The organism is Streptomyces sp. NBC_01335 (assembly GCF_035953295.1).
Lineage (GTDB): Bacteria > Actinomycetota > Actinomycetes > Streptomycetales > Streptomycetaceae > Streptomyces.
This window is the reverse complement of record NZ_CP108370.1, coordinates 4,148,474-4,172,628: the sequence shown is the minus strand read 5'-3', so window position 1 is coordinate 4,172,628 and position 24,155 is coordinate 4,148,474. Positions and strand designations below refer to the sequence as shown.

The 24,155-nt window shown below is 71.3% G+C and carries 16 protein-coding genes and 1 pseudogene; 5 read left to right on the top strand and 12 right to left on the bottom strand.

Annotated features, from left to right (window positions below; translation table 11 throughout):
- Nucleotides 1-7: 7 nt before the first annotated feature.
- The 11 genes from OG599_RS17895 to OG599_RS17845 all read right to left on the bottom strand — a co-directional run bounded on the left by OG599_RS17895 (nucleotide 8) and on the right by OG599_RS17845 (nucleotide 16,722).
- A complete protein-coding gene (locus tag OG599_RS17895; RefSeq protein WP_327176975.1) occupies nucleotides 8-1,702 on the bottom strand; it encodes a serine/threonine-protein kinase in 1,695 nt (564 codons plus the stop codon).
- Nucleotides 1,703-1,933: 231 nt separating this feature from the next.
- Nucleotides 1,934-2,533 (bottom strand): hypothetical protein, encoded by a 600-nt coding sequence (locus tag OG599_RS17890; RefSeq protein ID WP_327176974.1) that lies wholly within the window; start codon nucleotides 2,531-2,533, stop codon nucleotides 1,934-1,936.
- A 489-nt stretch (nucleotides 2,534-3,022) separates the two neighbouring features.
- Entirely contained in the window at nucleotides 3,023-4,360 is a 1,338-nt protein-coding gene (locus OG599_RS17885) for a vWA domain-containing protein (RefSeq protein ID WP_327176973.1), read from the bottom strand.
- Entirely contained in the window at nucleotides 4,357-5,655 is a 1,299-nt protein-coding gene (locus tag OG599_RS17880) for a sigma 54-interacting transcriptional regulator (RefSeq protein ID WP_327176972.1), read from the bottom strand. The genes OG599_RS17885 and OG599_RS17880 overlap by 4 nt, the downstream gene beginning before the upstream one ends.
- 81 nt (nucleotides 5,656-5,736) lie before the next feature.
- Nucleotides 5,737-7,263 carry a hypothetical protein gene (locus OG599_RS17875; RefSeq protein ID WP_327176971.1) on the bottom strand — a complete coding sequence of 509 codons (1,527 nt, stop codon included), beginning with the start codon at nucleotides 7,261-7,263 and terminating at the stop codon, nucleotides 5,737-5,739.
- A 164-nt stretch (nucleotides 7,264-7,427) separates the two neighbouring features.
- The gene (locus tag OG599_RS17870) at nucleotides 7,428-8,189 is read right to left on the bottom strand and encodes a polysaccharide deacetylase family protein (RefSeq protein ID WP_327176970.1); all 762 of its coding nucleotides are present in this window, start codon (nucleotides 8,187-8,189) and stop codon (nucleotides 7,428-7,430) included.
- 244 nt (nucleotides 8,190-8,433) lie between these two features.
- A complete protein-coding gene (locus tag OG599_RS17865; RefSeq protein WP_327176969.1) occupies nucleotides 8,434-8,946 on the bottom strand; it encodes a hypothetical protein in 513 nt (170 codons plus the stop codon).
- Nucleotides 8,947-8,960: 14 nt separating this feature from the next.
- Nucleotides 8,961-11,273: a hypothetical protein gene (locus tag OG599_RS17860; RefSeq protein ID WP_327176968.1), complete on the bottom strand. Its 2,313-nt coding sequence runs from the start codon at nucleotides 11,271-11,273 to the stop codon at nucleotides 8,961-8,963.
- A gap of 10 nt (nucleotides 11,274-11,283) precedes the next feature.
- Nucleotides 11,284-11,763, bottom strand: a complete 480-nt coding sequence (locus OG599_RS17855) for a hypothetical protein (protein ID WP_327176967.1) — start codon at nucleotides 11,761-11,763, stop codon at nucleotides 11,284-11,286.
- Between the two features lie 359 nt (nucleotides 11,764-12,122).
- Entirely contained in the window at nucleotides 12,123-14,426 is a 2,304-nt protein-coding gene (locus tag OG599_RS17850; RefSeq protein ID WP_327176966.1) for an esterase-like activity of phytase family protein, read from the bottom strand.
- A 211-nt stretch (nucleotides 14,427-14,637) separates the two neighbouring features.
- Entirely contained in the window at nucleotides 14,638-16,722 is a 2,085-nt protein-coding gene (locus OG599_RS17845; RefSeq protein ID WP_327180078.1) for a glycosyl hydrolase family 28-related protein, read from the bottom strand.
- Nucleotides 16,723-17,032: 310 nt separating this feature from the next.
- Here OG599_RS17845 and OG599_RS17840 point away from each other — a divergent pair.
- From OG599_RS17840 to OG599_RS17820, 5 genes and pseudogenes are all read left to right on the top strand, one after another.
- Nucleotides 17,033-17,841: pseudogene (locus tag OG599_RS17840) on the top strand (siderophore-interacting protein).
- Between the two features lie 329 nt (nucleotides 17,842-18,170).
- Nucleotides 18,171-19,397, top strand: coding sequence for a right-handed parallel beta-helix repeat-containing protein (locus OG599_RS17835; protein WP_327176965.1), 1,227 nt, complete (start codon nucleotides 18,171-18,173; stop codon nucleotides 19,395-19,397).
- Nucleotides 19,398-19,621: 224 nt separating this feature from the next.
- On the top strand, nucleotides 19,622-20,752 hold the full coding sequence (locus OG599_RS17830; RefSeq protein ID WP_327176964.1) for an NADH:flavin oxidoreductase: 1,131 nt from the start codon (nucleotides 19,622-19,624) through the stop codon (nucleotides 20,750-20,752).
- 483 nt (nucleotides 20,753-21,235) lie between these two features.
- The gene (locus OG599_RS17825) at nucleotides 21,236-22,627 is read left to right on the top strand and encodes an ammonium transporter (protein WP_327176963.1); all 1,392 of its coding nucleotides are present in this window, start codon (nucleotides 21,236-21,238) and stop codon (nucleotides 22,625-22,627) included.
- Complete coding sequence (locus OG599_RS17820) at nucleotides 22,624-22,962, top strand: P-II family nitrogen regulator (protein ID WP_327176962.1); 339 nt, start codon at nucleotides 22,624-22,626, stop codon at nucleotides 22,960-22,962. Before OG599_RS17825 ends, OG599_RS17820 begins: the two co-directional genes overlap by 4 nt.
- A 109-nt stretch (nucleotides 22,963-23,071) precedes the next feature.
- On the opposite strand, the gene OG599_RS17815 is transcribed toward OG599_RS17820, so the two are convergent.
- A complete protein-coding gene (locus OG599_RS17815) occupies nucleotides 23,072-24,016 on the bottom strand; it encodes a class II fructose-bisphosphate aldolase (RefSeq protein WP_327176961.1) in 945 nt (314 codons plus the stop codon).
- Nucleotides 24,017-24,155: the final 139 nt, after the last annotated feature.

Sequence of the window (24,155 nt, the reverse complement as noted above, 5' to 3'; positions counted from 1 at the left end):
GGCCGGGTCACCCCTTCAGGGCCGCTCCCCGCCAGATCGTGATGTCCGCCTGGACGAACCCGAGCTCCGGCACCGCGGTCGACTTCACCTCGATCACGAGCAGCGCGATGTCGCCCTCGGCGCTCTTGATGCAGATTTCGCTCCCCTGGGCCGCCACCGCGAGCGGGAGGCTGTGGTTCGTGTCGCCCTCCAGGTACGCACGGCAGTCACCGAGGGTCGTGGCCGTCTCCGTGGGCATCAGCCCCAACACGGCTGTACGGGACACCAGTTCGCAACCCGCCATCTTGCATCCGAAGCGGAGCTCCCCCGTGCGGCCGTCCGCGTCCACGGTCGGATCGTCGAGGTTCACCGAGTTCTCCGTACCCAGTCTGACCAGTGGGTACGGCTGCGGCCTCGGGTCCCGGGGCGAGGCCGAGGGCGATCCCGGTGCGCCTCCGGCGGTGACCGTGTCGGAGGAGTCGGTGGAGGACAACGAGGAACCCGTCGCGGATGTCGACGGCCGCGCCCCCGCTCTCGTGGCGGATGCCGACGGCCCGGGGAAGAGCTGGTGGACGCCCTTGCGTGCCGCGTCCGCGACCGGCCCGGCCAGCGAGGCCACCAACAGTCCGCCCACGACCAGACCCGCGGCGGACGTCAGCGCGATGCGTCGCTTGCGCGCCTTGCGCTCCGCCGCCGTCGGCTGCGGCGGAGCCGGGGGGCCGGGGAAGCCGAACAGCGGCTGCGGGAGCCGCTGTTGTGGCCACGGCTGCGTCTGGGGCTGCCACGGAGGCTGCATACGCGTCTGTACCGGGGTGGGGTCGGGCAGCGGTGGCGGGATCACCACGTCGTGCTCGCTGAACTCCCGCCACACGGCCGGGGCGCCCTTCTCGGCGTCACCCCCCAGCCGCTGCCGGCACCAGTCCACGACTTCTGCCGGAGTGGCCCGCTCCGCCGGATCGAGGGACAGGCACTGAGCGAAGAGCGGACGCAGGGGCTCGGGCAGCAGGGAGAGGTCGGGCCCGGAGTGCACGATCCGGTACAGCACGTTGACGCCCTGGCCCTCGCCGTAGAGCGGCCTGCCCAGGGCCGCGAACGCCGCGGTCTGGGCGAGAGCGAAGACATCGGTCGCCGAGGTGATCTCTTCCCCGGACGCCTGCTCCGGGGCCATGTACGCGGGTGTTCCGACCGCGCGCCCCGTGGTCGTGTACGAGGTCCCGTCGGTCGCCTTCGCGATGCCGAAATCGATCACCCGCGGCCCGTCGGCGGCCAGCAGTACGTTCGACGGCTTCAGGTCCCGGTGCACGATGCCCTCCGCGTGGATGGCCTGCAACGCCTCGGCCATCCCCGCCATCAGCCAGAGCAGAGCCGGAGTCGACAGCGGACCACGCAGGGCCACGGCCTCCGACAAGGACGGCCCGGGCACGTACAGCGTGGCCAGCCAGGGCGGTTCACCCTTGGCGTCGGCGTCGATCAGCTCGGCGGTGTACGCCCCCCGGACCCGCTGGGCCGCCCTGATCTCCCTGCCGAACCGCCGCTGGAAGTCCGGGTCGTCCGCCAGCTCCGGCCGTACGACCTTGATCGCCACCGGCCGGCCGCCCGGGGTGTACGAGAGGTACACCCTGCCCATACCCCCGGCGCCCAGCCGCGCGACGAGCCGGTAGCCACCGACCACCGGCGGATCCGCCGCCTGAAGCGGCTGGAAGGCATCCCTGACTTCGCTCATCGGCCCGCTCCCCCACTCTGCCGCGTCGGCCAACGCGAGCAGCCTACGTGGCAGGACCACGGAGGTGTCCCGCAGGGGCGAACGGCAGGCGAGCGGGGCGGTGTTCGCGTCGATGGGTCCGCGCGGCGACCACTGCTCACCAGCGCCCGAACGCAGAGCGCCCGGCCGGGAGGATCCCAGCCGGGTCGCGTCAGGTCGGATCAGATCCGATCAGCGGGTCGGACCAGCAGGTCAGATCGTCGGCGTGTCGTCGACGATCTCCTTGTGCGGCTCGACGATGAACTTCCAGCCGTCGCTGGGCTCCAGGAACCGTACGCGGGTGGGGTAGATGTCCAGGGCGCGACGGTCGCGGTTCTGACCGTTCGAACCCTTCCGCGCCCGGGCCGGCTCCTCGTACAGGTCGACCTTGACGTCCGGCACCGCGACGGTTTCCTCGCTCCAGCGCTGGACGACGCCCGCGCCGAACGCCTCACGCGCGGAGGCGTAGAGCGAGTCCAGGGACTCCTTGCTCCCGTTGGGTACGAAGAGGGCGAGGTTCAGCAGGACGCCCGCGCTCTGCAGGACCTCGATCGCCTCCCCCGCCTCGTCGGCGGCCCAGATGCCGCCCTCGTCGGCGTTGTCCGGGAGGACGTGGACCTCTTCGCCGAAGACCGTCTTCGCGACGAAGGACCCGCCTTCGAAATCCTTGCCCGGCGCCGTGAGGAATGCCGGGGCATAGCAGTCGAGAGAGAGGCCGTCCACCTCTGCCGGAACAAAAATGTTGTCCTGGGGCCCCAAGCCTGAAATCTCGTCAGCCGTAAGACGTCGAGCCGTAACCTTCTCGGTGTTCACGCCATTCCCCTTTTGCTCGCGGCGTTCTGTGAATTCATTAATACTCTACCACGAAAATGATCAACCAAGAGTTGTCCCGGATTCCGCGGCGGACCGGTACACAACCTCAAGTCCCTTGCCCCGCAAGGCGGGCAACGACAGCTGCACGGCAGGTCCGCAGACGTTCCCAGCAACACGAAGAGGCACACGTCCGGCACATTCCACGCGGCCAGGGATGATTACGGACAGCCTTCGACCGGACGCCGGGCGCCTTTCTGAAGTCCACAGCATTTGCCCGTGTTCCATTTCACCGAAGGGTACGATCCGCCTCCACCGAAACGTCGAGGAGAATTTCACATTCCCGACCACATGCGAATGTGAGCACAGCGGATCCCACCCGTCGCGGAAGTTCCTGGGGCTCTTTCGCAGCGGGGCGACCGGTTCGCGGCCCGGCAGCTCGTTTCCCGGCCGGGCGGCCGGCCCGGTCGCCCGGCGCGCGAGGACACCGGCTCAGCCGATGGTGACGGTACGTGCCCAGGGCGGCGGGGTGTCCGGTACGTAGTCGGGGTCGCCCTCCGCCTCGCGGGCGGGACGGGGGAAGAGGCCGACCACGGTGCGGCAGGGCGGCGCCACGGCGGGCCAGGGCGTCTGGCCGTCCGTCAGGGCGACGACCACGTCCGGTCGGGGCCGGGAGCGGAGCGCCCGGGCGAAGCCGGAGCGGAGATCCGTCCCACCGCCGCCCAACAGCTCGATGCCCTCGGCGCGGCAGAGCGGCACGGCGATCCCGGCCGCCGCGTCGCAGGAGATCACCGAGACGAGGTCCCGCCGCCCGCCCACCGCACGGGAGATCGCCGCCACCTCCAGCAACGCGCTGCCCAGCTCGGCGTCGCTCACCGACCCCGAGGTGTCGATCACGACGCAGACCCGGGGCGGCATCCGGCGCAGACTCGGCAGGAGCACTCCGCGGAGGCCGGCCGAGCGCCGGGACGGGCGCCGGTAGCTGTGGTTCTCCCCCACCCCCGGTGCACTTGCCGCGGAGTGGATCGCCGCCCCGAGCAACCGCCGCCAGGGCTGCGGGGGATGGAACACCTCGTCGGCCCACCGGCGCCATCCCTCCGGGGCGTTGCCCGGCCGGCCCCTGATTCCCTCGGCGACCCGGAAACGGACGGCGTCCCGCTGCTGCCTGCTCAGACCGTGCGCGCCGCCGGCCCCCCGGTCCCACCGACGCACCTGGCCGTCGGCGCCGCTGCCGCAGTCCAGCCAGGTCAGGTTCCCGGTGAGCCCCGACATCGACGCCGTCCGGAGGTACTCCTCCATCAACAGCCCGTCGGGCAGTTTCAGCAGCGACGGCAGCACCACTCCCGTGGGCATCGGCAGGCCGTCGCCGTAGATGTCGTCGTTGATCTCGAAGTCGGCGGCGATGTTGCGCCGCAGCCGCTCGCGCGGCCCGTACTCCTCGTGCTCCCGCCCGTAGCGTTCGCCCCGTTCGTGATGGTCCCTGAGCAGATGGGAGACCTCGTGCACCCAGACGCCCGCCAGTTCCTCCACCGGGGTGCGCGCCACGAAGCCCGGAGAGACGTAGACGCGCCAGTGCGCGTCCACCGCCATGGTCGGCACCGACCGGTCCTCCACCACGTGCAGCGCGAAGAGGGCGCCGGCCAGGTACGGGCGGACCTTCACCGCGTGCAGACGGCCGGCGAGCAGCTTCTCCCTGTCCAGCGGGAGCCCCGGGCCGCCGTGTACCGTGCCGGATCCACCCGCGGGCCCGGGTGCGGTGTCCGCCACCGGGCGGGGCGGGGCGGGACGGGCCATCGGGCGCGGCAGCGGGCGCTCCGTACCCCCGCTCATCGGCGTGCCGGCGTGGTGCGCACGGTGCCGTCCGCGACCGCGACCCGGTGCACCGACTGGTCCGCCCGCCGGGCGAGGCCGATCACCGCCACCAGCCGCTCCACCGCCTCCGGCACCTCCCAGTCGTCGCGCCGCAGCGAGGCCAACGCCGTCGCCGGGGCGACCAGGAGGTCCGGAGCCCCGGTCTCCAGGGCCCTGACCAGCACCGCCCAGCCCGCCTCCCACCGCGGCCGCTCGGGCCGCGCTCCGACGGCGGCGACCACCGCTTCCAGGGCCGCCTGCCGCAGATCGCCCCGTGCCGGCAGTTCGGCGGAGGGTGGATCGGCGAGCAGCGTTTCCGGGTCCGGCAGATCCATCCGGTCCAGATGGGCGAGGAGTTCGAGCCCCGGCCCGTCTCCGACCGTGCCCCGCACCAGCAGTGCCAGCACCTCGCGGGAGGCTGAGGCCGCCGTACCGAAGGCCAGCAGGGTGAGCGCGGCTTCCCAGCTCCGGGGCGAGGGCCAGGCACCGCCGCGCCGGGTCTCCGTACTGGGCAACCGGTGGATCAGCGTCGGACGGGCTTCCAGGAATCCGCAGACCGCGCGCCGGGCGAAGGCCACCGCTTCCGGCAGCCGTTCCGGCGCCAGGCTGGGCAGCTCCGCCCGGGGCCAGACGCCGCCCAGCCCGCGCACCACCACCTCCCGGTCGTGCGTCCAGTACAGGTGCACGAACCGGTTGGCCAGCGGCGGGCTCAGCTCCCATCCGTCCGCCGCCGAGGCGCTGGGGTTGGCCGCGGCCACGATGCGTACCCCGGACGGCAGTTGCAGCGCGCCGACCCTCCGCTCCAAGACGACCCGGAGCAGCGCGGCCTGGACGGCCGGTGTCGCGGTGGACAACTCGTCCAGGAAGAGCAGCCCGCGTCCGGCCCTGACGAGCTCCACCGCCCACTGCGGCGGCGCCATCGGCACGCCCCGTACTTCCGGGTCGTCGCCGACGATGGGCAGGCCGGAGAAGTCGGTCGGCTCGTGGACGCTGGCGATCACGGTCGTCAGCGGCAGGTCGAGGGAGCCGGCGAGCTGGGTCAGGGCCGCGGTCTTGCCGATGCCCGGCTCGCCCCAGAGCAGCACGGGCAGGTCCGCGGAGACGGCCAGGGTGAGGGCTTCGAGTTGTTCGTCCGGGCGGGACTCGGTGGTGGTCGCGCGCAGGAGGTTCAGGAGGTCGCCGGCCACGGCGAGGCGGGTGCCGGTCGGAGCGGTGGCGGACCCGGACAGGCCGGGGGCGGTGGCATGGGTGGGCAGAAGGGTGCTGGGGGTCATGGGCATCACCTTGGGTGGAAGAGGACGACAGGACGTACGGGACTGGATGCGCGGTGCCGGCACCCGGGTCTGGCGAGGTGATCAGGCCATGCCGGTACGGGGCCGGGCCCGGCGGCTCAGCTTGGAGCGCACCGCGTGGGGTGTACGGCGGTCGGGGCGAGGGCGGTGGCCCGTCTCCGGGTACCTCGGGTCCGCAGCCCTACCGCCCGCCGCCGTGCCGGCCGCGGGGTGCACGGTGACCAGGCCCGAGCGGAAGAGTCCGTGATCGATACGGCGGGCCGCGGCCGACTCCAATTCGTCCCGCAGCGGCCCTTCACGCAGGACCGCACCGGGCCCGAGCAGCCCCTCGACCACGGCCAGAGCGCCGGCGACGTCTCCGTGGCCCAGCCGCTCCCGGACCGCGGGCAGCGTCTCCGGGTCGCGGTGCGCCTCGTCGATGGCGCGCAGGCAGGGCAGTGGAGGTCCGCCGAGCGCGACCAGCAGAGCCTCGCGGCGCAGTTGCGCCGCACCGTGATCGACGGCCGTCAGCACCCCGTCCCGCAGCGCGATCCGGTGGACCTCGCCCCGGCACGCGACCCGGTGCGGATCACCGGCGGGGGACATGGGGACGGCGCCGGGTCCCGTACCGGGCGACGCCGGTGGGCCCGACGCACGGTCTAGCGCCGCGGCGACGAGGGGATGCAGCCGGTCTGCGGCGATCAGCCCCGCTCGGAGCAGCTCCAGATCCGGCAGGACCCGGGCAGCCGCCTCCGGCAGCATCGGGAGCGCCGCGACCTCCTGCGGAGGCAGCGGCTCGCGCAGCTGCCGGAACGTCGGGGCATGGCTGTCGTCGGGGGCGACGAGTTCGAGTACGGCGCGGCTCCGCGTGCCGAGCCGCACGGTGAAGGCGCCGCGAGGGAGCCCCTCGGCCCGCAGCAGCAGCTCCGCCTCGGCTGCCCAGTCCGCCACCGCCCACGAACCGTCGCGGGTGTCGGGGAGCTCCGGCACGGCAGGCCGGGCGAGTACGTGGGACGGGCTGGGCCGCGCCGGGGACGGTGCCCAGCCCGCGCCGCACCGCCGGGCCAGCTCGCCGCTCTGCTCGTGGTCCCAGAGATGCCGGTGGAGGTCGAGCCGGAAGCGCCGGTCGGGGCGCGGGTGCGGATGGTGCGTGGGAGCGTCGTTCCCCGTCCCCTCCCGGAGGGCATGTTCCGTCCCCTCCCACAGCGCCAGGGACATCCGTTGCCCGAAATCCGCCTGAGCCGGGGGTGTCCGCACCACCAGGTGGAGCGGCGGGGAGCCCTCGCGCCGGTACTGGGCGAGGGAGAGGGTCAGGCCGTCGCGGAGTCGTCCGTCGGGGGCCTTACGGGGCATGTGCCAGCGGAGCAGGTCCGGCGCCAGCCGGCGCAGGTCCGCCCGGATCCGGCGGGCGAGAAAGGTGCCGTGGCGGTGGCGCACGGCGCGCAGATCGAGGTCGACGTCGACCCGGGCGGCGGCGCAGGCCCCGGCCCAGTCTCCTGCGGCACGCCGAGCGGCCGCGGTCTCGATCATGGACGGTGGCACGGCGTACTCACGCACGCGTTGCCACATCAGCAGGTGGGACGGAATCGTGTTCGCAGGACGAAGTGCCATCAGCACTCACCTTGCGCGGACGATTCCCCCGATCCGTACGAGGAGTTGTCAGTCATCGTCGGCATCTTAGGCACCGCGGTGGAGTTCTGTCAGGCCCCTTTTCTCCGACCGCTCCACTCACGACGGACGGCTGGGCCCGGCTGCCCCGGCAGGGCACCTCCGGCTCACCGCACGGGGAAGCCGAAGGAGTACCCCTGCTCCTTGAGCCAGGGCAGCACCTCGCGCAGGGCGTCCACGGTCTCGGCGCGGTCACCGCCCGCGTCGTGGAAGAGGACGGTCGGGCCGTCGGCTATCTCGCTCTTGACGGTCGCGACGATCGTCTCCACCCCGGGGTGCTCGAAGTCCTTGGTGTCGACGTTCCAGCCCAGCGGGCGCATCCCCCGGGAAGCGGCCAGCTGCCGGCTGTAGGGGGTGAAGGCGCCGCCGGGAGCCCGGTAGTACATCGGCCGGACGCCCCCGGACGCCTCGGTGATCATGCGCTCGGCGTCCAGGATCTCCTTGGACTGGTAGGCCTCGGACTTCTTGTCCATGGCGGTGTCGTGCGAGATCGTGTGGTCGCAGAGCCGGTGCCCGTCCGCCACGACCGCCTTGACCAGGTCCGGGTACGCCTTGGCCTGCGTGCCCACCATGCAGAACGTCGCCTTCACGCCGTTCTCCTTGAGCAGTTCCAGCACCTTCGGCGTCCAGGTCGGGTCCGGCCCGTCGTCGATGGTGATGTTGACGCCCTTGGGGCCCTGGTCGGAGGCGTGCACGATGCCCACCGCCACGGGGCGGACGGCGGGTGCCGAGGCGTGGGCCTGCGGCTGACGCTGGACGGAGGTGTCGGCCTGTGCCGTCCACATGGAGGCGACGGCGGCCGCCCCCGTCACTCCCAGCGCCGCCGCGAAGACCTTGCCGTGCCATCCCTTTCCCTTGTGCCTCGCCATGTCCGCCCGCCCCTTTTGCCGTGTCCGTCGGTGCCGTGCCGCGCCCGCCGGTGCCAATGTCCGATGCCGTGCACCCATCTAGTCATGCGAACAGCAGCACGAGGAAGCTCGGTTACCGATCACGGACAAAGCTGCAGGGGGGCGGCGACATACGAAGGGATTCCGCGACAGGTGTAGAGCGCATCGATCCCCGCAACCTGCGGGGGCCGGGGCGGTCCCGGGGTCGGTACGGTCGCCCGCACGGCTACGCACACGGCAGCCGGGGAGCCACCGCCTTCGCGTACGACTTCACGAAAGCCCGCAGCCCGTCGACGTCTGCCTTGTGGCCGGGGCGATACACGTTGTTCGCCAGCACCGAGTAACTTCCGGCCTTCCACTGCGCGTTCCGGCAGGGAACGACCACCACGGCACCCAGATCCCAGTATGCGATCTTTCCGCCCTCAGCTTCGTACAAGCCACCGCGACCACGGTGGTACGCCCCAGCCTTCAGGGCGGTGAAGTTGCCTTCTCGCCACTCGCCTTCCGTCTCGAACATGATCCTCCCGTCGATGCGTACCGAGCAGGTCACCCTCAGCCCCTGCCCGGCGTCACTCTTCCGCTGCTCGATCTCCTTGCCCGGCGGCAGAAGGGGTTCCAACAGATCGCTGTCGACGGGAGTCCCGCACAGCGACGAAGGCACCGCGTATTCGCGCTCCTCACCGCATCCACCGAGGACGGCCACCAGCGGTACCAGGCCGACCAGGGCAAGCGCACGCACAACCCGTCGGCGCATCATGTCGCATCGCTCGCCTGGTACCACGCAGTTCCCTCACCATGACTGTTGCCGGCCTGAGTCCGTGCCGCGTTCTGCAATTGGGCGACGGTGTCCGGGTCCGTGAACGCACCGCCCTGGTTGCTGAGAATCGCCCTGTTCACAGCCGCCGCGCTGGAATCCAGAATCGCGTCCCGGCCTGCGGCGTACTTCTCGCCTGCCTCCTTCGACGCATCCTCGGCGGAATCCTTGGCCACCGATTCGAGAATGCTGCTGGTGATGTCCTCCTGCGCCCAGCCCAGCACCTCCCCGGCCACGGGCACACGCTCACCGACCCCGCCCAGGCCCATGCCCATGCCCATACTGACGATCCGGTTCACCCACTTCGCCTTTCCTTCCGCCGCCTCGTTGAACTCCGCGTCCTGCGCGGTGTGGTAGTCGATGACCGCGTCGGAGCGGGCCCCGCTCATGATGCCCGCGATGGCGGCGCCGGGCGCCACGGCGGCGCTCACACGGCCGTCGACCGAACCCACCGACGTGGTGACGCCGTTGATCGCCTTGTCCACGAGATCCGAGGTGTATGCCTGCTGCGCGCTGGTGATCGAGCCGTACGCGTCCGGATCCTGGCCCACGACCGCGAGGAAGTTCATCGCCTTGTCCGTGTCGAACGAAGCAGGCTCACCGAACGACGGGAAGGTATCGGCCGACTCCCTGTACATGGTGCGCTGGAAATCTCCCATGTACTCCGCGGCGATGTCGCCCATGCTGTCGCGCATCGCGTGGAGCGGACCAGTCTTGATCTTGTCCGTGTCGCCGCTCTCGTTGTGAGCCAGAAGCTGGGGATTCTCTCCGAAGTGCGCCACCACGCGCTCCGTCAACCGCCCCATTTCGGCGGTGTGCTTCACCGCGTCACCTCCGTCGTCGTCGTACGCGCGGCCCGTTGTCGCCGCCTCCAAGGCGTGGCCCAGCGCGTCGGGTCCATGGTCGAAGGCGTCCTCCGCATCGCCCCCGACGGGCACCATGAGCGTGTCGCTGGGCCAGGCGAAGTCCTTTCTCAGGAACTCACTGAGGTAGTCGTAGCCCAGCGTCTCGCCCTTCTTGACGCTGCCGTCCTCCGCGTAGACCGTCGGCGTGTGCTCGTCGTCGAAGAACTGCAGCGCCGCCTCGGGACTGTGGCCGAGGCCTTCGAGGACGCTGCCCAGTGGGTCGTATCCGGCGCCGACCGCACCCGACGGGTTGAACCCGTAGTCGCGGTCGCCCAGCCCGGAGGGCCTGTCCCGCATGAAGAAGTCCGGGTTGTCGTGGTGCAGCTGGGTGATGTGCTCCGCGATCGGGTTGATGAAGCTCGGATCGTAGTGCCCGTACCGCAGCATGCCTCCGAGAACCTGATAGCCGTACGGCCCACCCACCCCGAACTTGTCCACGGTGATCCGCTGCGTGCCCAGCTTGCGGAACTCCGCGCCCCAACTGGCGGGCACATGCGTTGCGTTGTCCGGGTCGGTCGCCGTCGCCAGCGAAACCCCCATGTTCCGCTGGAACTCCTTGGCCAGCGCGAGGCGCGTCTTGTTGTTCCCCTCGGTGCCGTCGAGCGACATGCTTCCGTAGAACTCGAGGACGTCCTCGGGTTCGCCGAGCCCCTTGAAGAACTCCGTGGTGAACTCGGGGTCCGAGCGGTTGTACCTCATGATGCTGTTGAGTTCGGTGAAGTCCTTGTCGCTGATTTTCGCCCCGGCCTTGGCCAGTTCCAGCGCGCGCTGCGCCTGGGCGTCGTCGAGCGACTCGTACGTCTTGTGGCCGAAGTCGTACGGGTCCGATCCATGCGCCTTCGCCAGGGCCCTGGTCACCGACGCATCGATCTCCGCCGCGTGGGCGACCATTCCGGCCACCCGGTTCGCGAGTGCCTGCGCCGCGTCGATGTCCGCCTGCGCGTGCTCGTCGGTGTCGCCCCGGCGGTGCGGGAAGAACCAGCGCACGCCGCCGTTCCCGGTGTCCTCCAGAGCCGCGCCGATCGCGGGGGCATCCGTCTCGACGGCGGTCCGTACGCTCTTCTGAATCCCCACGAGCTCCTGGTGCGCGTCGTTGAGGAGCGCCCAGATGGTGGCTGCCTCCGCGTGGGCGTCGGCGAACTCCTTCGAGGTCTTCCTGATGAAGTCACGGGTCACCCCGGCGTTCACGCCCTCCCAGCGGGCGGAGTCGGACTTCGCCAGCAGCCCCTTCTCGGCGCTCTCCGCCAGAATCCTGAGGTGGTCGACGGTCCGTTTCCAGTCCGCGACGGAGGTACCGAGCCTGCCGAGATCCACGTCGGCGACGTCCCTGAGACCCAGACCGGTCATGTACGCGCCCCTACTTGAAGTACTCGTTGAGCCGGGAGACGGGTATCTCCTCGCCGTTGCGCTGCCGCAGGGATGCCCCGATCAGGGCGTCGTCGTGGGCGTGCAGCGCCTTCGAGTAGTCCAGGTGGTTCGATATGTGCGCGCAGGCCTGGAGCAGAGCCTTCATCTGTCCGTCCCACACCGACACGGTGGTTTCCAGGGTGGCGCCCAGGGTGAAGTGGTGGCTCTTGAGCGTCGCCGCGGCCTGCATGGTGGACCCGGCGCCCGTCTTGTCCATCCCCGCGCCGGCTATGTCCGCCTGCTTTCCGAGCCGGCTGTGCAGCACGAACGCCTCGTGACCGACGGCACCGAGGTCGTCCTGATGGGCCACGAAGTCGCCGCTCCCCTTGCCACCGGTGCCTTGGTCCGCCGGCAACTGGTTGAGCCGCATGGACGCCGAACGCTGCTCGCCGACGTGTGACTTGATCTGTTCCCACTCGTTCCAGGCCACGCTCGGACCTTCCCCCGTTGAACTTTCGTTCCCTGCTGACCACCCAAATTAGAAAGGTGATTCGCAGTCGACAAGAAGGTTTCCGGCCTACCAGCGCCGTGTTGGCCTGCACTGAAGGGAAGAATTGAGCCGTCCTGAACCATTCGGTTCGCGAATGCGTCGATCGCACCGACCACGCGGGAGCTGCCCGGGCCCGACGCCCGTTCGACGCCCGGGCAACGCGGGAACGGCCGTCGGCCGATAGCCGGCGACCGTTCGACAGGTTGCGGATTCAGCTCCGGGAGGCTCGACGCCAGAGGTAGGCCCCCCTGGAGGCACGCCTCACCCCCCGGGGCCTCACCCCCCGCTCCCTCAGGCCCTCACCCCCGCCCGAACACCGCCCCCCGCGAGCCCAGCCGCAGGAACACCGTCTCGCCCGTGGCGTCGGCGAGGCCGTCGTTGTCGGTGACGGCGTAGACCTGGCCGTCGGCGCCCACGGTGAGCCCTTCGAGCTTCTCCTGGGTCCAGCCGTTGGTGGCCCGGAGTTCGGGCAGTACGTCCTGTGCCAGAGTCTTCGGGAGCACCTGCAACGCACCTGCTGCGGCTGCTGACTTCGGCAGGTCCACCGTGTAGATCCGCTTGATCGTGGCGGCGGGGCCGTTCAGCTTGTCGCGCTCGATGAGGGCCAACTCGTCTCCGACCACCGTGATCTCGGAGAGTCCGATCCAGTCGCCCGGCGTGGTCGTGGTGCCGAGCTGGTAGCCGTACCAACTCCAGGTGCCGGCCTGGACGTCGTACCGGCCGAGGCGGACGACGCCGGTGGGGTCGCCCTTGACCTCGCGCTGCAGGGTGGCCCAGACGATCTCGTGGCCCTGGCGGTCGGTGGTGGCGGTGACGCCTTCGAAGCCCTGTTTCGTCAGCCCCGCGGCGATGTCGGCGGGGAGTGGGACGACCTGGCGGGTGGTGCCGTCGCGGTCGAGGCGGACCAGTTGGTTGCCGGCGCCCGTCGCGCCCTCCACCGCGAGCCAGAATCCGCCCTGCGGGCGGGCGTAGAGGCCCTCGGCGTCGTAGCCGACCGGGTTGCCCGCCGCGTCCTTGACCGGGAGGGCGCGGGTGATGACCGCGGGGCGGCGGGCCGTGTCGATGGTCATGATCCGGGTGAGGGAGTACGCCGCGTCGGTGACGGTGTACAGCTCGTGCGGCCTGCCGGGTGCGGCGGAGAGGGCACCGAGCGCGCCCCAGCCGATCGGGGCGCCGGTGGAGTCCGAGGCGGAGAGGATGCCCGGGAACGCGGGGGTGCCGTTGCCCAGCCGGAAGAGGCTGACGGAAGCCCGTACGTTGACCGAGGCGTCGTCCTCCTCGCTGGAGACCACGAGCAGGTCCCGCGACGGGATCGGCAGCAGCCCCTCGGGGCCGTTGGTGGTGGGCAGGATCTGGCGGAAGACGGGGGCGGTCGGGCGGGTCAGGTCGTAGACGGCGACGTAGTTGCTCCGCTCGGAGCCGACGAAGGCGTACCGCACCCCGTGGAAGGTGGCGACCACCACGCCCTCGGGCTCGGTGCCCTTCTTCGCCGAGCGGTCCTCGTCGTGGAGGCCGTAGCGGACGGCGAGCCGCTCGAAGCTGTTGCCCGCGTCCCAGGCGACCTTGCCGGTACGGCTGTCGAAGACGGACCAGCCGCGGGTGCCACCCTTCCAGTCGCCCTCGTTGGCGGTCGCGAGGTAGCGGTCGTCGATCCAGCCGATCGCGTCGGGTTCGCGCGGCACGTCGGTGATCGAGCCGGTCTGGTCGATCACGCCGTCCTTGACCGTGTCGATGCCGTGCACCGTGTCCGTACCGGCGCTGAACGCCTTGGTGATCCGGCCGGTCGGCAGGTCGATCAGGGCGACGCCGTTGTTCTCCTGGAGGGTGACGGCGAGCTGGTCGCGGCTGTTGACGGAGACGTACTCGGGCTCCGGGTCGGTGGGCTCGGTGAGGCCGGCGGCCGCCAGTACGGGCAGCGCGCCGCCGTCGGGGCGGGTGAGCGGAACCGGCCGGGTACGCCACTGCTGCGGCGAGGCGCCCTTCAGATCGACGATCTGCACGAAGCCGGCCGGGGCCTGCGGCAGGTCGCCCTTTCCGCCGCCGGCCGGGGTCGCGTCCTCGTCGCGCTCGTTCTCGATCGCGATGGCGGCGTACCGCTTGTCCTTGGTGATCGCGATGGAGTCCGGCTGACCGCCCAGGTCGAAGCTGCCGACCCGGCGGCGGTCGCGCAGCGAGATGACGTCGAGGCGCCCGGAGGGGTGGGCGTAGTCGGGGCTGGTGTTGACCACCACGAGGACGTGGTCGCCGACCACGGCCACGGAGGTCGGCTCGTCCTCGGCGTCGCCGAGCCCGGCCAGCGACAGCGTGCCGAGCCCGCGCGGCTTGCCGGGGTCGCTGATGTCGAGGAAGCCGATACGGCGGGCCAGGGCGTCGGTGTAAACGAGGGTCCGGCCGTCCTCGCCGGTCGCCGAGATCTCGGCCACGGTGGCCGTGGCCGGGTCCTCACCGGCGGGCCGGTTCTGGAAGACCGGGTAGGTCGCGGTGCGCTGGAAGGCGACCGGCCCCCGCGCCTGCTGGTGCGCGCTCGCCGCACCGGTACCGGCCAGCAGGCCACCGGCCACGACCAGGGCTCCAAGTGCTGCGTACGTTCTCTTCGGGGGCATCTGTCCTCCGTTGCGCGCGACGTGCGCGGCGATCCACGACTGAGACGGCCGCGATGGTCCCAGCTACGGGCGATCGGGAGGCGGCGGAGGCGTGAACTCCGGGCAAATGCCATCCGCGCGGCGGAGCCGGCCCACGTCTGGCCCGGCCGACTCCCCTACGGATGACGGGGGTTGAAGGCCGGACCGGACCGTTCGGATCACCGTGCGGGGGTCACCACGCCGACGGTGCCGGGGGCGCGACGACGGGCGGGCGGTCGTCGCAGGTGAGGGTGTTGGGCAGCTGCCAGGCGCCGAACCAGGGGCCGGTGGTGCCGCCGCCGTCGTTGCCTCCGAGGTCGGTCAGGGTGAACTCCGACCCGGTGGAGGGAAAGTTGAACGATCCGCAGTTGTTGATGCCGACCGCGCCGACGTTGCGGGCGTCCACGTTCTCGAAGGATGCCGACCCGGCGGCGCGGGCGCTGATCACCGAGGTGCCGGTGCCGTCCACCCGTACGTCCTTGAAGTGCACGTTGCTGATCCGGTAGGTGTCCTTCACGGGCCAGTCGGCGACCAGCATGAGGGCGTTGTAGGTGGAGTCGAGGTAGCTGTCGCCGGTGACCCGGATGTCGGCGTCGATGTTCCGCTCCAGTGCGTAGAACCAGAGGGCGCCGAGCCCGATGTTCCAGTTCAGCTCGTACGTACCGGCGCGGACGGTGGTGTTGCCGGTGAGGTGGAGGTATCCGGCGAAGGGTTCGGCGCCGAAACGGGAGCCGACGTGCAGGGCGCTGCCCTCGCGGACCGGGTCGGCGACGAGGTTGTGGGAGACGGTGGTGTCCGTACCGCCGTAGATCGCGATGCCGTTGGCGAGGACCGGGGACTGCACGGTGTTGTGGTCGACGGTGTTGCGCGCGTCGGCGCTCTTCTCCGACCAGAGGGCGATGGCGTCGTCGCCGGAGTTGCGCACGAAGTTGTTCGTCACGACCGAATCGGTCACGCCGGTATGGAAGTTGAGGCCGTCGGCGATCTGGTCGGTGATGGTGTTCCCGGTGATCCGCAGGTTCGACATCGGGCCGTCGAACCACATGCCGACCTTGGTGTGGTGGACGTGGAGCCCCTCGATCACGGAGTCGCTGAGCGACCCGCCGACGCCGTTGACCTGGTCGGTGTCGATGCGCTCGCGTACGTCTCCCTCGATGGCGAAGCCCGAGAGGCGTACGTGGTGGCTGCCGCCGGACGCCGCGTCCTTGCCGTAGAACCCGACCCCGGTGTGGACGGAGCCGTCGGCGGCCGGGGTGTCCAGCGTGACCTGGCTCCCCTTGATGATCGTGTACCAGCTTCCGGCGCCCTCGATCGTGATGTCGTCCACGACGATGTGCCGGTTGACCTGGTACGTACCCGGCGGGATGTAGACGGTGAGGTGCGCGCGCCGGGCGAAGGCGATGGCGCGGTCGATCGCGCCGGCCGAGTCCCTCCGGCCGGTCGGGTCCGCGCCGAAGGCGAGTACGTTCGCCGCGAGGGGGAGGAAGCGCGGCGGCGCCACCAGCTGCGAGTCGAGGACGTCGACCGTCGTCGGCACCGCCCCGGCACGTACGGGCACGGACAGCCGGACGGTGTCGCCCGCCCGGTAGGTACGGCCCAGCGCCAGGCGCTGTTCGTCGTAGAAGTGGCTGGGCCGGAACGGCTTGTCGATCACCGGGGCGGGACTGGTGGCGGCGGGTACGCAGCCGCACTCCGTGATCCACCAATCGTCGTGCAGCAGACCGGCGTCGGGGTCGTTGGAGAACGGATACTGGTTGTACAGCCAGGAGTACCGGGACGTCAGTGTGAGGGTCTTCCTGGTCACGGGCGTACGCCCGTGACCGGCCGCCCCGGTCGCGGTCACGTCGAGCGGGGCGGTGATGCCGCCGCCGTTCGGCGCGTCCGGGATGCTGTACCGCACGGTGATCGCGTTGGCGGCGTCCGGCAGCGTGAACTCGACGTACTGGCCCGGCTCCAGGGTCACCGCCCGCCGCCCGGACGCCTCCGCCGGGAGGGTGTACGCGCGCCGGTCGGGGCCGATGACTTTGCCGTCGGTGACGGCGTTCTCCGCCTCCTGCTCGGCCGTCCCCAGGTCCGCGCCGGCCCCCGCCACCAGCGCCGGGTCCAGTCCGGCGCGGGTCACCACCGGGGCGGCCGCCCCGGAAGCGCCCGTACCGGTACGGGTACCGGCGGCGTCGGCCTGGGCCGTACCGCCGCCGAGACCGAGGCAGATCCCCGCGGCGGCGACGACGGCCGCCACGGTTCTCCGTCCCGCCCTCCGTCTGCTGCTCCGTGCCATCCGTGCCATCGCCAGCTCGATTCTCGTGTCGGGCGCGAACCGCCCGGGACGTTCGAGGCGGATCGGGCGTCGTGAGGTGAGGCGACAGTAGGGACCCGGCACGGGCCACCACAAGGCTCGTGCGTGAGGTTTTCCTGTTGCTTCTCGCCCAACAGGCATGCCTCTATTGCTTTTTTGCAGCACTTTGATGGTTCATTGCAGGTGGCTGGGGCGGGAAGAGGAGCCGGAGGGCGAGCCCGGGGCGCCACCGGACGCCGAAAACGCACTGCCCACCTGTTGACGACGAGTTAACTTAGGCTAACCTTCCTTTGTGGCGAAAACCCTCAGGCTCATGCCGAAGCATCCCGTTCTGTTCCGCGGCGAAGTGGTCCGCAGCGTGCGCTTCTCCCCGTCGATGCAGCGGGTGACGATCACCGGCGCCAACCTCGGGGACTTTCCCTGGCGGGGATACGACCACTGGTTCCGGCTCTTCCTGCGCCGACCGCACCAGGAAGAGTTCCTCATGCCGGAGCTCGCCGGTGCGCAGCGCTGGTGGGACCCGTACTACGCCCTCCCCGAGGACGTGCGGCCGCACTGCGCCAACTACACCGTGGCCGACTTCCGCCCCGAGGCGGCCGAGATGGACATCGACTTCGTGGTGCACTCCGGCCCCGGCGGCGAGCCCGAGGGCGGCGCGGCGACCAGGTCGCGCTGCTGGACCAGGGAGGCATCTTCGACCGCCCGGACGACGCCACCGAGGTACTGGTGGTCGCGGACGAGAGCGGCCTGCCGTCGACGGCAGGCATCCTCCGCTCCCTCCCGCGCGACACGGTGGGACGGGTCATCCAGGAGATCCCGCTCGCCGAGGACCGCCGCCCGCTCGACGCGCCGCCCGGCGTCCTGGTGACCTGGGTCGTCCGCGACGACGCGACCGCAGTGCCCGGCACCGCCGCCCTGGAGGAGCTCCGCCGCCACACCACCGTGGACGCGGCCGGGTACGCCTTCGTCGTCGGCGAGTCCACCCTCGCCACCGAGGGGCGCCGCCACCTCGTCCGCGCGGGCCTGCCGAAGGACCGGATCACCTTCTCCGGCTTCTGGAAGAGCGAGCGGGCGGAGCGGGTCGCGCGCGTCGCCGCCTGAGGGCCGGCATGGGGGCGCAGGCCGCACGGTGATCCGTGCGGCCTGCGCCCCCATGCCCGTTCCGGGGTTGGCCGACGCGGCTCCGCAACGACACCCAGGTTCACATTCATAGACAGCAATCATGTACACGTCTATTGACGTGTACATGGCACGCACTTACTGTCCGATGGAGGCGATTGCTCCGCTTGGACCGGTACCCGGTCGCCCGCCCGGTTCATGTACCCGAACCGTGCCGTCGCCACACGGCGGCACCGGTTCATCCCCGTTCCTCCCCCCACGGCTCCGCCGCGCCCCCGTCGCGGCGGACCGGACAACCTGGAGACGAAACGATGCAATTCAGGCCCCTGATCGCAAGCGTCGGCGTGCTCGCCGGGACGGTGGTCGCGCTGTCCGGCCCCACCGCACAAGGCGCCGCCCTCCCCACCGCCTTACCTCTCAGCGCCCGAGCGAGCACCACCGCCGCCCTCGCCGCCGACGCGCTGTACGTGGCGCCGGGCGGCACCGACGGTGCGGCGGGCACGGAGTCGGCCCCCACGACCCTGACCTCGGCCATCTCCCGCGTCACGGCCGGCGGCACCATCTACCTGCGCGGCGGGACCTACACGCCCGCGCAGACGATCACCGTCCCGCAGGGCCACGACGGCACGGCGAGCGCCCTCACCACGCTCGCCGCCTATCCGGGCGAGTCCCCGGTGCTGAACTTCTCCGCGCAGACCGAGGCCACCACCAACCGGGGCCTCGCGCTGAACGCCTCGTACTGGCACCTCGACGGCATCACGGTCGAACACGCCGGTGACAACGGCATCTTCGTCGGCGGCAGCCACAACGTCATCGAGCACACCGTGACCCGCTTCAACCGCGACTCGGGGCTCCAGCTCTCCCGGATCGCGTCCGACACCCCCGAGGACGAGTGGCCGTCCGACAACCTGGTCCTGAGCGCCGAGTCGCACGACAACGCCGACTCGGACGGGGAGGACGCCGACGGCTTCGCGGCGAAGCTGACGGTCGGCCCCGGGAACGTCTTCCGGTACGCCGTGTCCCACAACAACATCGACGACGGCTGGGACCTCTACACGAAGACCGACACGGGCCCCATCGGCCCGGTGACCATCGAGGACTCCCTCTCGTACGGCAACGGCACCCTCAGCGACGGCACCGTGAACTCGAACGGCGACCGGAACGGCTACAAGCTCGGCGGCGACGACATCCCCGTGGATCACGTCGTCCGGCGCAGCATCGCGTACGACAACGGCCACCACGGGTTCACCTACAACAGGAACCTCGGCACGATCGCCCTGACGGACAACGTCAGCATCGACAACGCCGAGCGCAACTTCAGCTTCGACGGTGGCACTTCGGTCTTCCGCGGCAACACCTCCTGCCGCAGCGACGACGGATCGAACGACAAGACCATCGGGGACGCGGACAGCTCGAACCAGTTCTGGTCCGGTACGAACGGCTCCCGGTGCTCCGCCTACAGCGGCGCCCTGGGCTGGTCCTTCGCCTCGGACGGCAGCCTCGTGGTGACCTTCGGCGGCAACCGGGTCACGCCGTAACCCGGCCTGTTCCGGCAGCCCGCCCCCACCGCGTCGCAGCGGCGGGGGCGGGCTGCCGGGCGTTGTCACGGGCACGGCCGCCGTTGCCGTCGCGGCGGGGCCGGTGCGTGGGAAGAGAGCTCGGCCACACCGCGCAGGGGCCGGGAAGCGTCAGCGGTGGGCGGGTGTTGACGACGGGGGTACCGGCCCCCGACGACCGACACCCCCGACGAAGAGGACTCGACGTGACCGATGTGAACGCCCTCCCCGGAACCCACCGCGCGGCGGAAGCCCTCTCGCGCCCGTTCACCGTGCGCGGACTGACCTCGCGCAACCGGATCGCCATGGCGCCCATGACCCGCGCGTTCTCCCCGGACGGTGTCCCCGGCCAGGACGTCGCGGACTACTACGCCCGCCGGGCCGCCGGCGGGGTGGGGCTGATCATCACCGAGGGCACCTACGTCGATCATCCCTCCGCCGGGACCAGCGACCAGGTGCCGCGCTTCCACGGCGAGGACGCCTTCGCCGGGTGGGCCCGTGTCGTCGACGCCGTGCACCGCGAGGGCGGCGCGATCGTTCCCCAGCTGTGGCACGTGGGCGTGACCCGCACCGAAGGCGCTCCGCCGTTCACCGACGCGGAGCCGGTCGGCCCCTCGGGCATCGACCTCACGGGCGAGCCCAAGGGGCGCGCCATGACGCAGCAGGACCTCGACGACGTGATCGCGGCCTTCGCCGACGCGGCCGCGGCGGCCGAGCGCCTGGGCTTCGACGGTGCCGAGCTGCACGGCGCCCACGGCTACCTCATCGACCAGTTCCTCTGGTCGGGCAGCAACCGTCGTGCGGACGCCTACGGCGGCGACCTCGTCGCGCGCACCCGCTTCGCCGCGGAGATCGTGGCGGCCTGCCGGGCAGCCGTCTCCGACTCCTTCCCCCTCATCTTCCGCATGTCCCAGTGGAAGTCGGACGCGTACGACGCGAAGCTCGCGGAGACCCCCGAGGAGCTGGACGCCCTGGTCACGCCGCTGGCCGAGGCCGGTGTGGACGTCTTCCACGCGTCCACCCGCCGCTACTGGCTGCCTGAGTTCGAAGGCTCCGACCTGAACCTCGCCGGCTGGGTGAAGAAGATCAGCGGGCTGCCGACGATCACCGTCGGGTCGGTCGGTCTGGACGGGGAGTTCTTCAACGCCTTCCAGGGCAAGGGCTCTCCGGTCACCGGCATCGAGCAGCTGCTCGACCGGATCGAGCGCGACGAGTTCGACATGGTCGCGGTCGGCCGTGCCCTGATCGCCGACCCCGAGTGGGCGGCGAAGACGCTGGTCGGGCGGACCGAGGACATCGCGTCGTTCGACGCGGAGATGCTGAAGTCACTGCGCTGACGGCGGGCCGTGGGTGGAGCCGGGAGCATCGGCCGACTCCACCCACGGGTCCCTCTCCACTCCCCCGGAGGTCTCCACCCCACTCCACCCAAGATCCACCCGAGTTCAACCCCCGGGTTGAGGGCAATCGCCCGCGTCCGGCGGATAGTCGAACGCATGACAGCCTTCGACTCGATCCTCTCCGCCGGCCACGGCACCAGCAGCCGCCACTTCTGGGTCACCGCCGCACCCACGCCCACCTCCCCGACGCGCACCGCACGAGCGCGCACGCGCCCAAATCCGCCCGGTCGCCCACCCACTGAGCCGCCACGCCACCTTGCGTACCGGCCACCTGCCGCCCCCGCGCCCCGCACCGGGCGTTGTTCCTTACGTCACCCTCGGGCAATGAAATGCGCCGGAAACCCTCGCGTACTCCGTACGTAACGCGCGCCCGCGACCCTCTCCTTCGCCGGAACCCCACGCCGCCCCGAGGAGGGCCCCCTGGTGACCCCCGCACCCCTTGCCGCGGCAGGGCTCGACACGGGCGATACCGCCTGGCTGCTCGCCGCCACCGCACTCGTCCTGCTGATGACTCCGGGGCTCGCCCTGTTCTACGGCGGCATGGTCCGCGCCAAGAGCGTCCTGAACATGCTGATGATGAGCTTCGTGGCGATCGCTCTGGTCACGGTCGTCTGGCTGGTCGCCGGCTACTCCCTCGTCTTCGGCGACGACTCCTTCGCGGGGCTCATAGGTGGCTTCGACCACCTGGGTCTCGCGGACATCGGCCCCGACACCCTGACCGGGGGTGTCCCCACGCTGCTGTTCGCCACCTTCCATCTGACCTTCGCGATCCTCGCGGCGTCGCTGATCAGCGGGGCGGTCGCGGACCGCATGCGGTTCGCGGCCTGGGTGGCGTTCGTACCGGTGTGGGCCCTCCTCGTATACGTTCCGGTCGCGCACTGGGTCTGGGGCCCGGGCGGGTGGATCACGCGGACACTCGGCGCGCTGGACTTCGCCGGGGGCCTCGTGGTGGAGATCGCCTGCGGGGCCTCGGGCCTGGCGCTCGCGCTGGTGCTGGGGCCGCGCATCGGCTTCAAGAAGGAGGCCATGCGCCCGCACAACCTGCCGATGGTGATCCTCGGTGCCGGGCTCCTCTGGTTCGGCTGGCTGGGCTTCAACGGCGGTTCGGCCCTGCACGCGGACGGTCTGGCGGCGGCCGCGGTCCTCAACACCCTGGTCGCCGGGTCGACCGGTCTGCTCGGCTGGCTCTTCGTCGAGCAGAAGCGGGACGGTCACCCGACCACCTTCGGCGCGGCGTCGGGGGCGGTCGCCGGGCTGGTGGCGGTCACGCCCGCGTCGGGCACGGTCGGGGTGCTGGGCGGTGCGGGGGTCGGCCTGGCAGCGGGCGTGGTCTGTTCGTACGCGGTGGCCTGGAAGTTCCGGTTCGACTTCGACGACTCGCTCGACGTGGTGGGCGTCCACTTCGTCGGGGGCATCGTCGGCACCCTCCTCATCGGGGTGTTCGCCACGGCCTCGATGACCGGCGGCGCGGAGGGACTTCTCTGCGGCGGAGGGCTCGGCCTGCTCCTGAAGCAGGCGGTGGCAGTGCTGGTCGTGACCGCGTACACCTTCCTCATGACGTACGGCATGGCCAAGGCGATCGACCGGTCGATGGGGCTGCGCGCCTCCAGCGACGACGAACTCGCCGGCCTGGACCGGACGGTGCACGCGGAGAGCGCCTACGATCACGGCGTCCAGGGCCTCGCCTCCCCGCAGGCGCACGTCCCGGGCACCCACCCGCACGGCGGCCACCAGCACGGCGCCCACGCGCAGGTCGCCCAGGCGCCCGCCGCCCACGCGAGCCCGCCCACCAAGGACAGGATTCCGCCCTCATGAAGCTCATCACCGCGGTCGTGAAGCCGCACCGCCTCGACGAGGTGAAGACCGTTCTCCAGGAGCACGGCGTGCAGGGCCTGACCGTCACGGAGGCCAGTGGGTACGGCCGTCAGCGCGGCCACACCGAGGTGTACCGGGGCGCCGAGTACCGCGTGGACCTGGTGCCCAAGATCCGCATCGAGGTCCTCGTCGAGGACGCCGACGCGGACGCGGTCATCGACGCCGTCGTCCGCGCGGCCCGGACGGGCAGGGTCGGCGACGGCAAGGTGTGGGCCGTCCCGGTGGAGACCGTCGTACGCGTCCGTACCGGCGAGCGCGGCCCGGACGCGATATGACCCGCACGCGCTGACCACCGCGCGGTGACCCGACCGCACCGGGACCCGACCGCACGGTGGCCCCGGCGCACGGCGATCCCACCGCAAGGTGCCCCCGCGCTCGGGTCGGTCAGTGGGGCCGAGCCTGCGCGACGACGGGGGCGGCGGGTGGTGCGGCCGGCGCACCCGGGACAGCGGGCGCACCCGGGACGGCGGGGGCGACGGCCCCTTCGAGGACGCCGATGAAGGCGGTGACCGTGCGGCTCATCGCCGTACGTCCGAGACCGAGGTAGCCGCGCGGGTCCACCGCCCGTGGGTCGTCGGCGAGGTGGGCCCGCACCGCGCCGGTCATCGCGGTGTTCAGGGCCGTACCAATATTGATCTTCGAGATGCCGCCGGTGACGGCCCGCCGCAACTCCGCGTCGGGTACGCCCGAGGAGCCGTGGAGCACCAGCGGGAGGTCCAGCGCCTCGCTCAGCCGCCCCAGCAGACCGTGGTCAAGGCGTGCCGTACGGACGGTCATGGCGTGGGAGCTGCCGACGGCCACCGCGAGGGCGTCGACACCGGTGGCCGCCACGTACGCGCGCGCCTCGTCCGGGTCCGTCCGGGCTCCCGGGGCATGGGCGTCGAGCGGCGCCTCGCCGTTCTTGCCGCCCACCTGACCGAGCTCCGCCTCCGCCCACAACCCGTGCCGGTGGGCCCAGAGCACGGCGTCCCGGGTGGCCGCCACGTTCTCCTCGTACGGCAGCCGGGAGGCGTCGAACATCACCGAGCTGAACCCGCACTCGGCTGCCTGGTGGAGCAGCGGGACGCTGTGCACATGGTCCAGGTGGAGCGCCACGGGCACCCCGGCCGACCGGGCCGCCTCCGCGGCGGCGCGGGCCAGCGGGACCGGGCGGCCGTGGTGGAACTTCACCGCGTTCTCGCTGATCTGGAGGATGACCGGCGATCCCGCCCGCTCGGCGCCTTCGACGATCGCCTCGGCATGTTCCAGGGTGATGACGTTGAAGGCCGCGACGGCCCGGTGCTCGGCGGCTGCGGCGGCGACCAGGTCGCCGGTGGCTGCGAGGGTCATGTGCGTGTCTCCAGAACGGTGGCGAACGAGGAGTACGGCAGGAACAGGACAGCGGGCCCGCAGGGAAATCGGAGCAGCGGGCACGACTGAGCGGCGGGCGCACCGGCCCAACGGGCACGCCAGGCACAGCAGCGGGCAC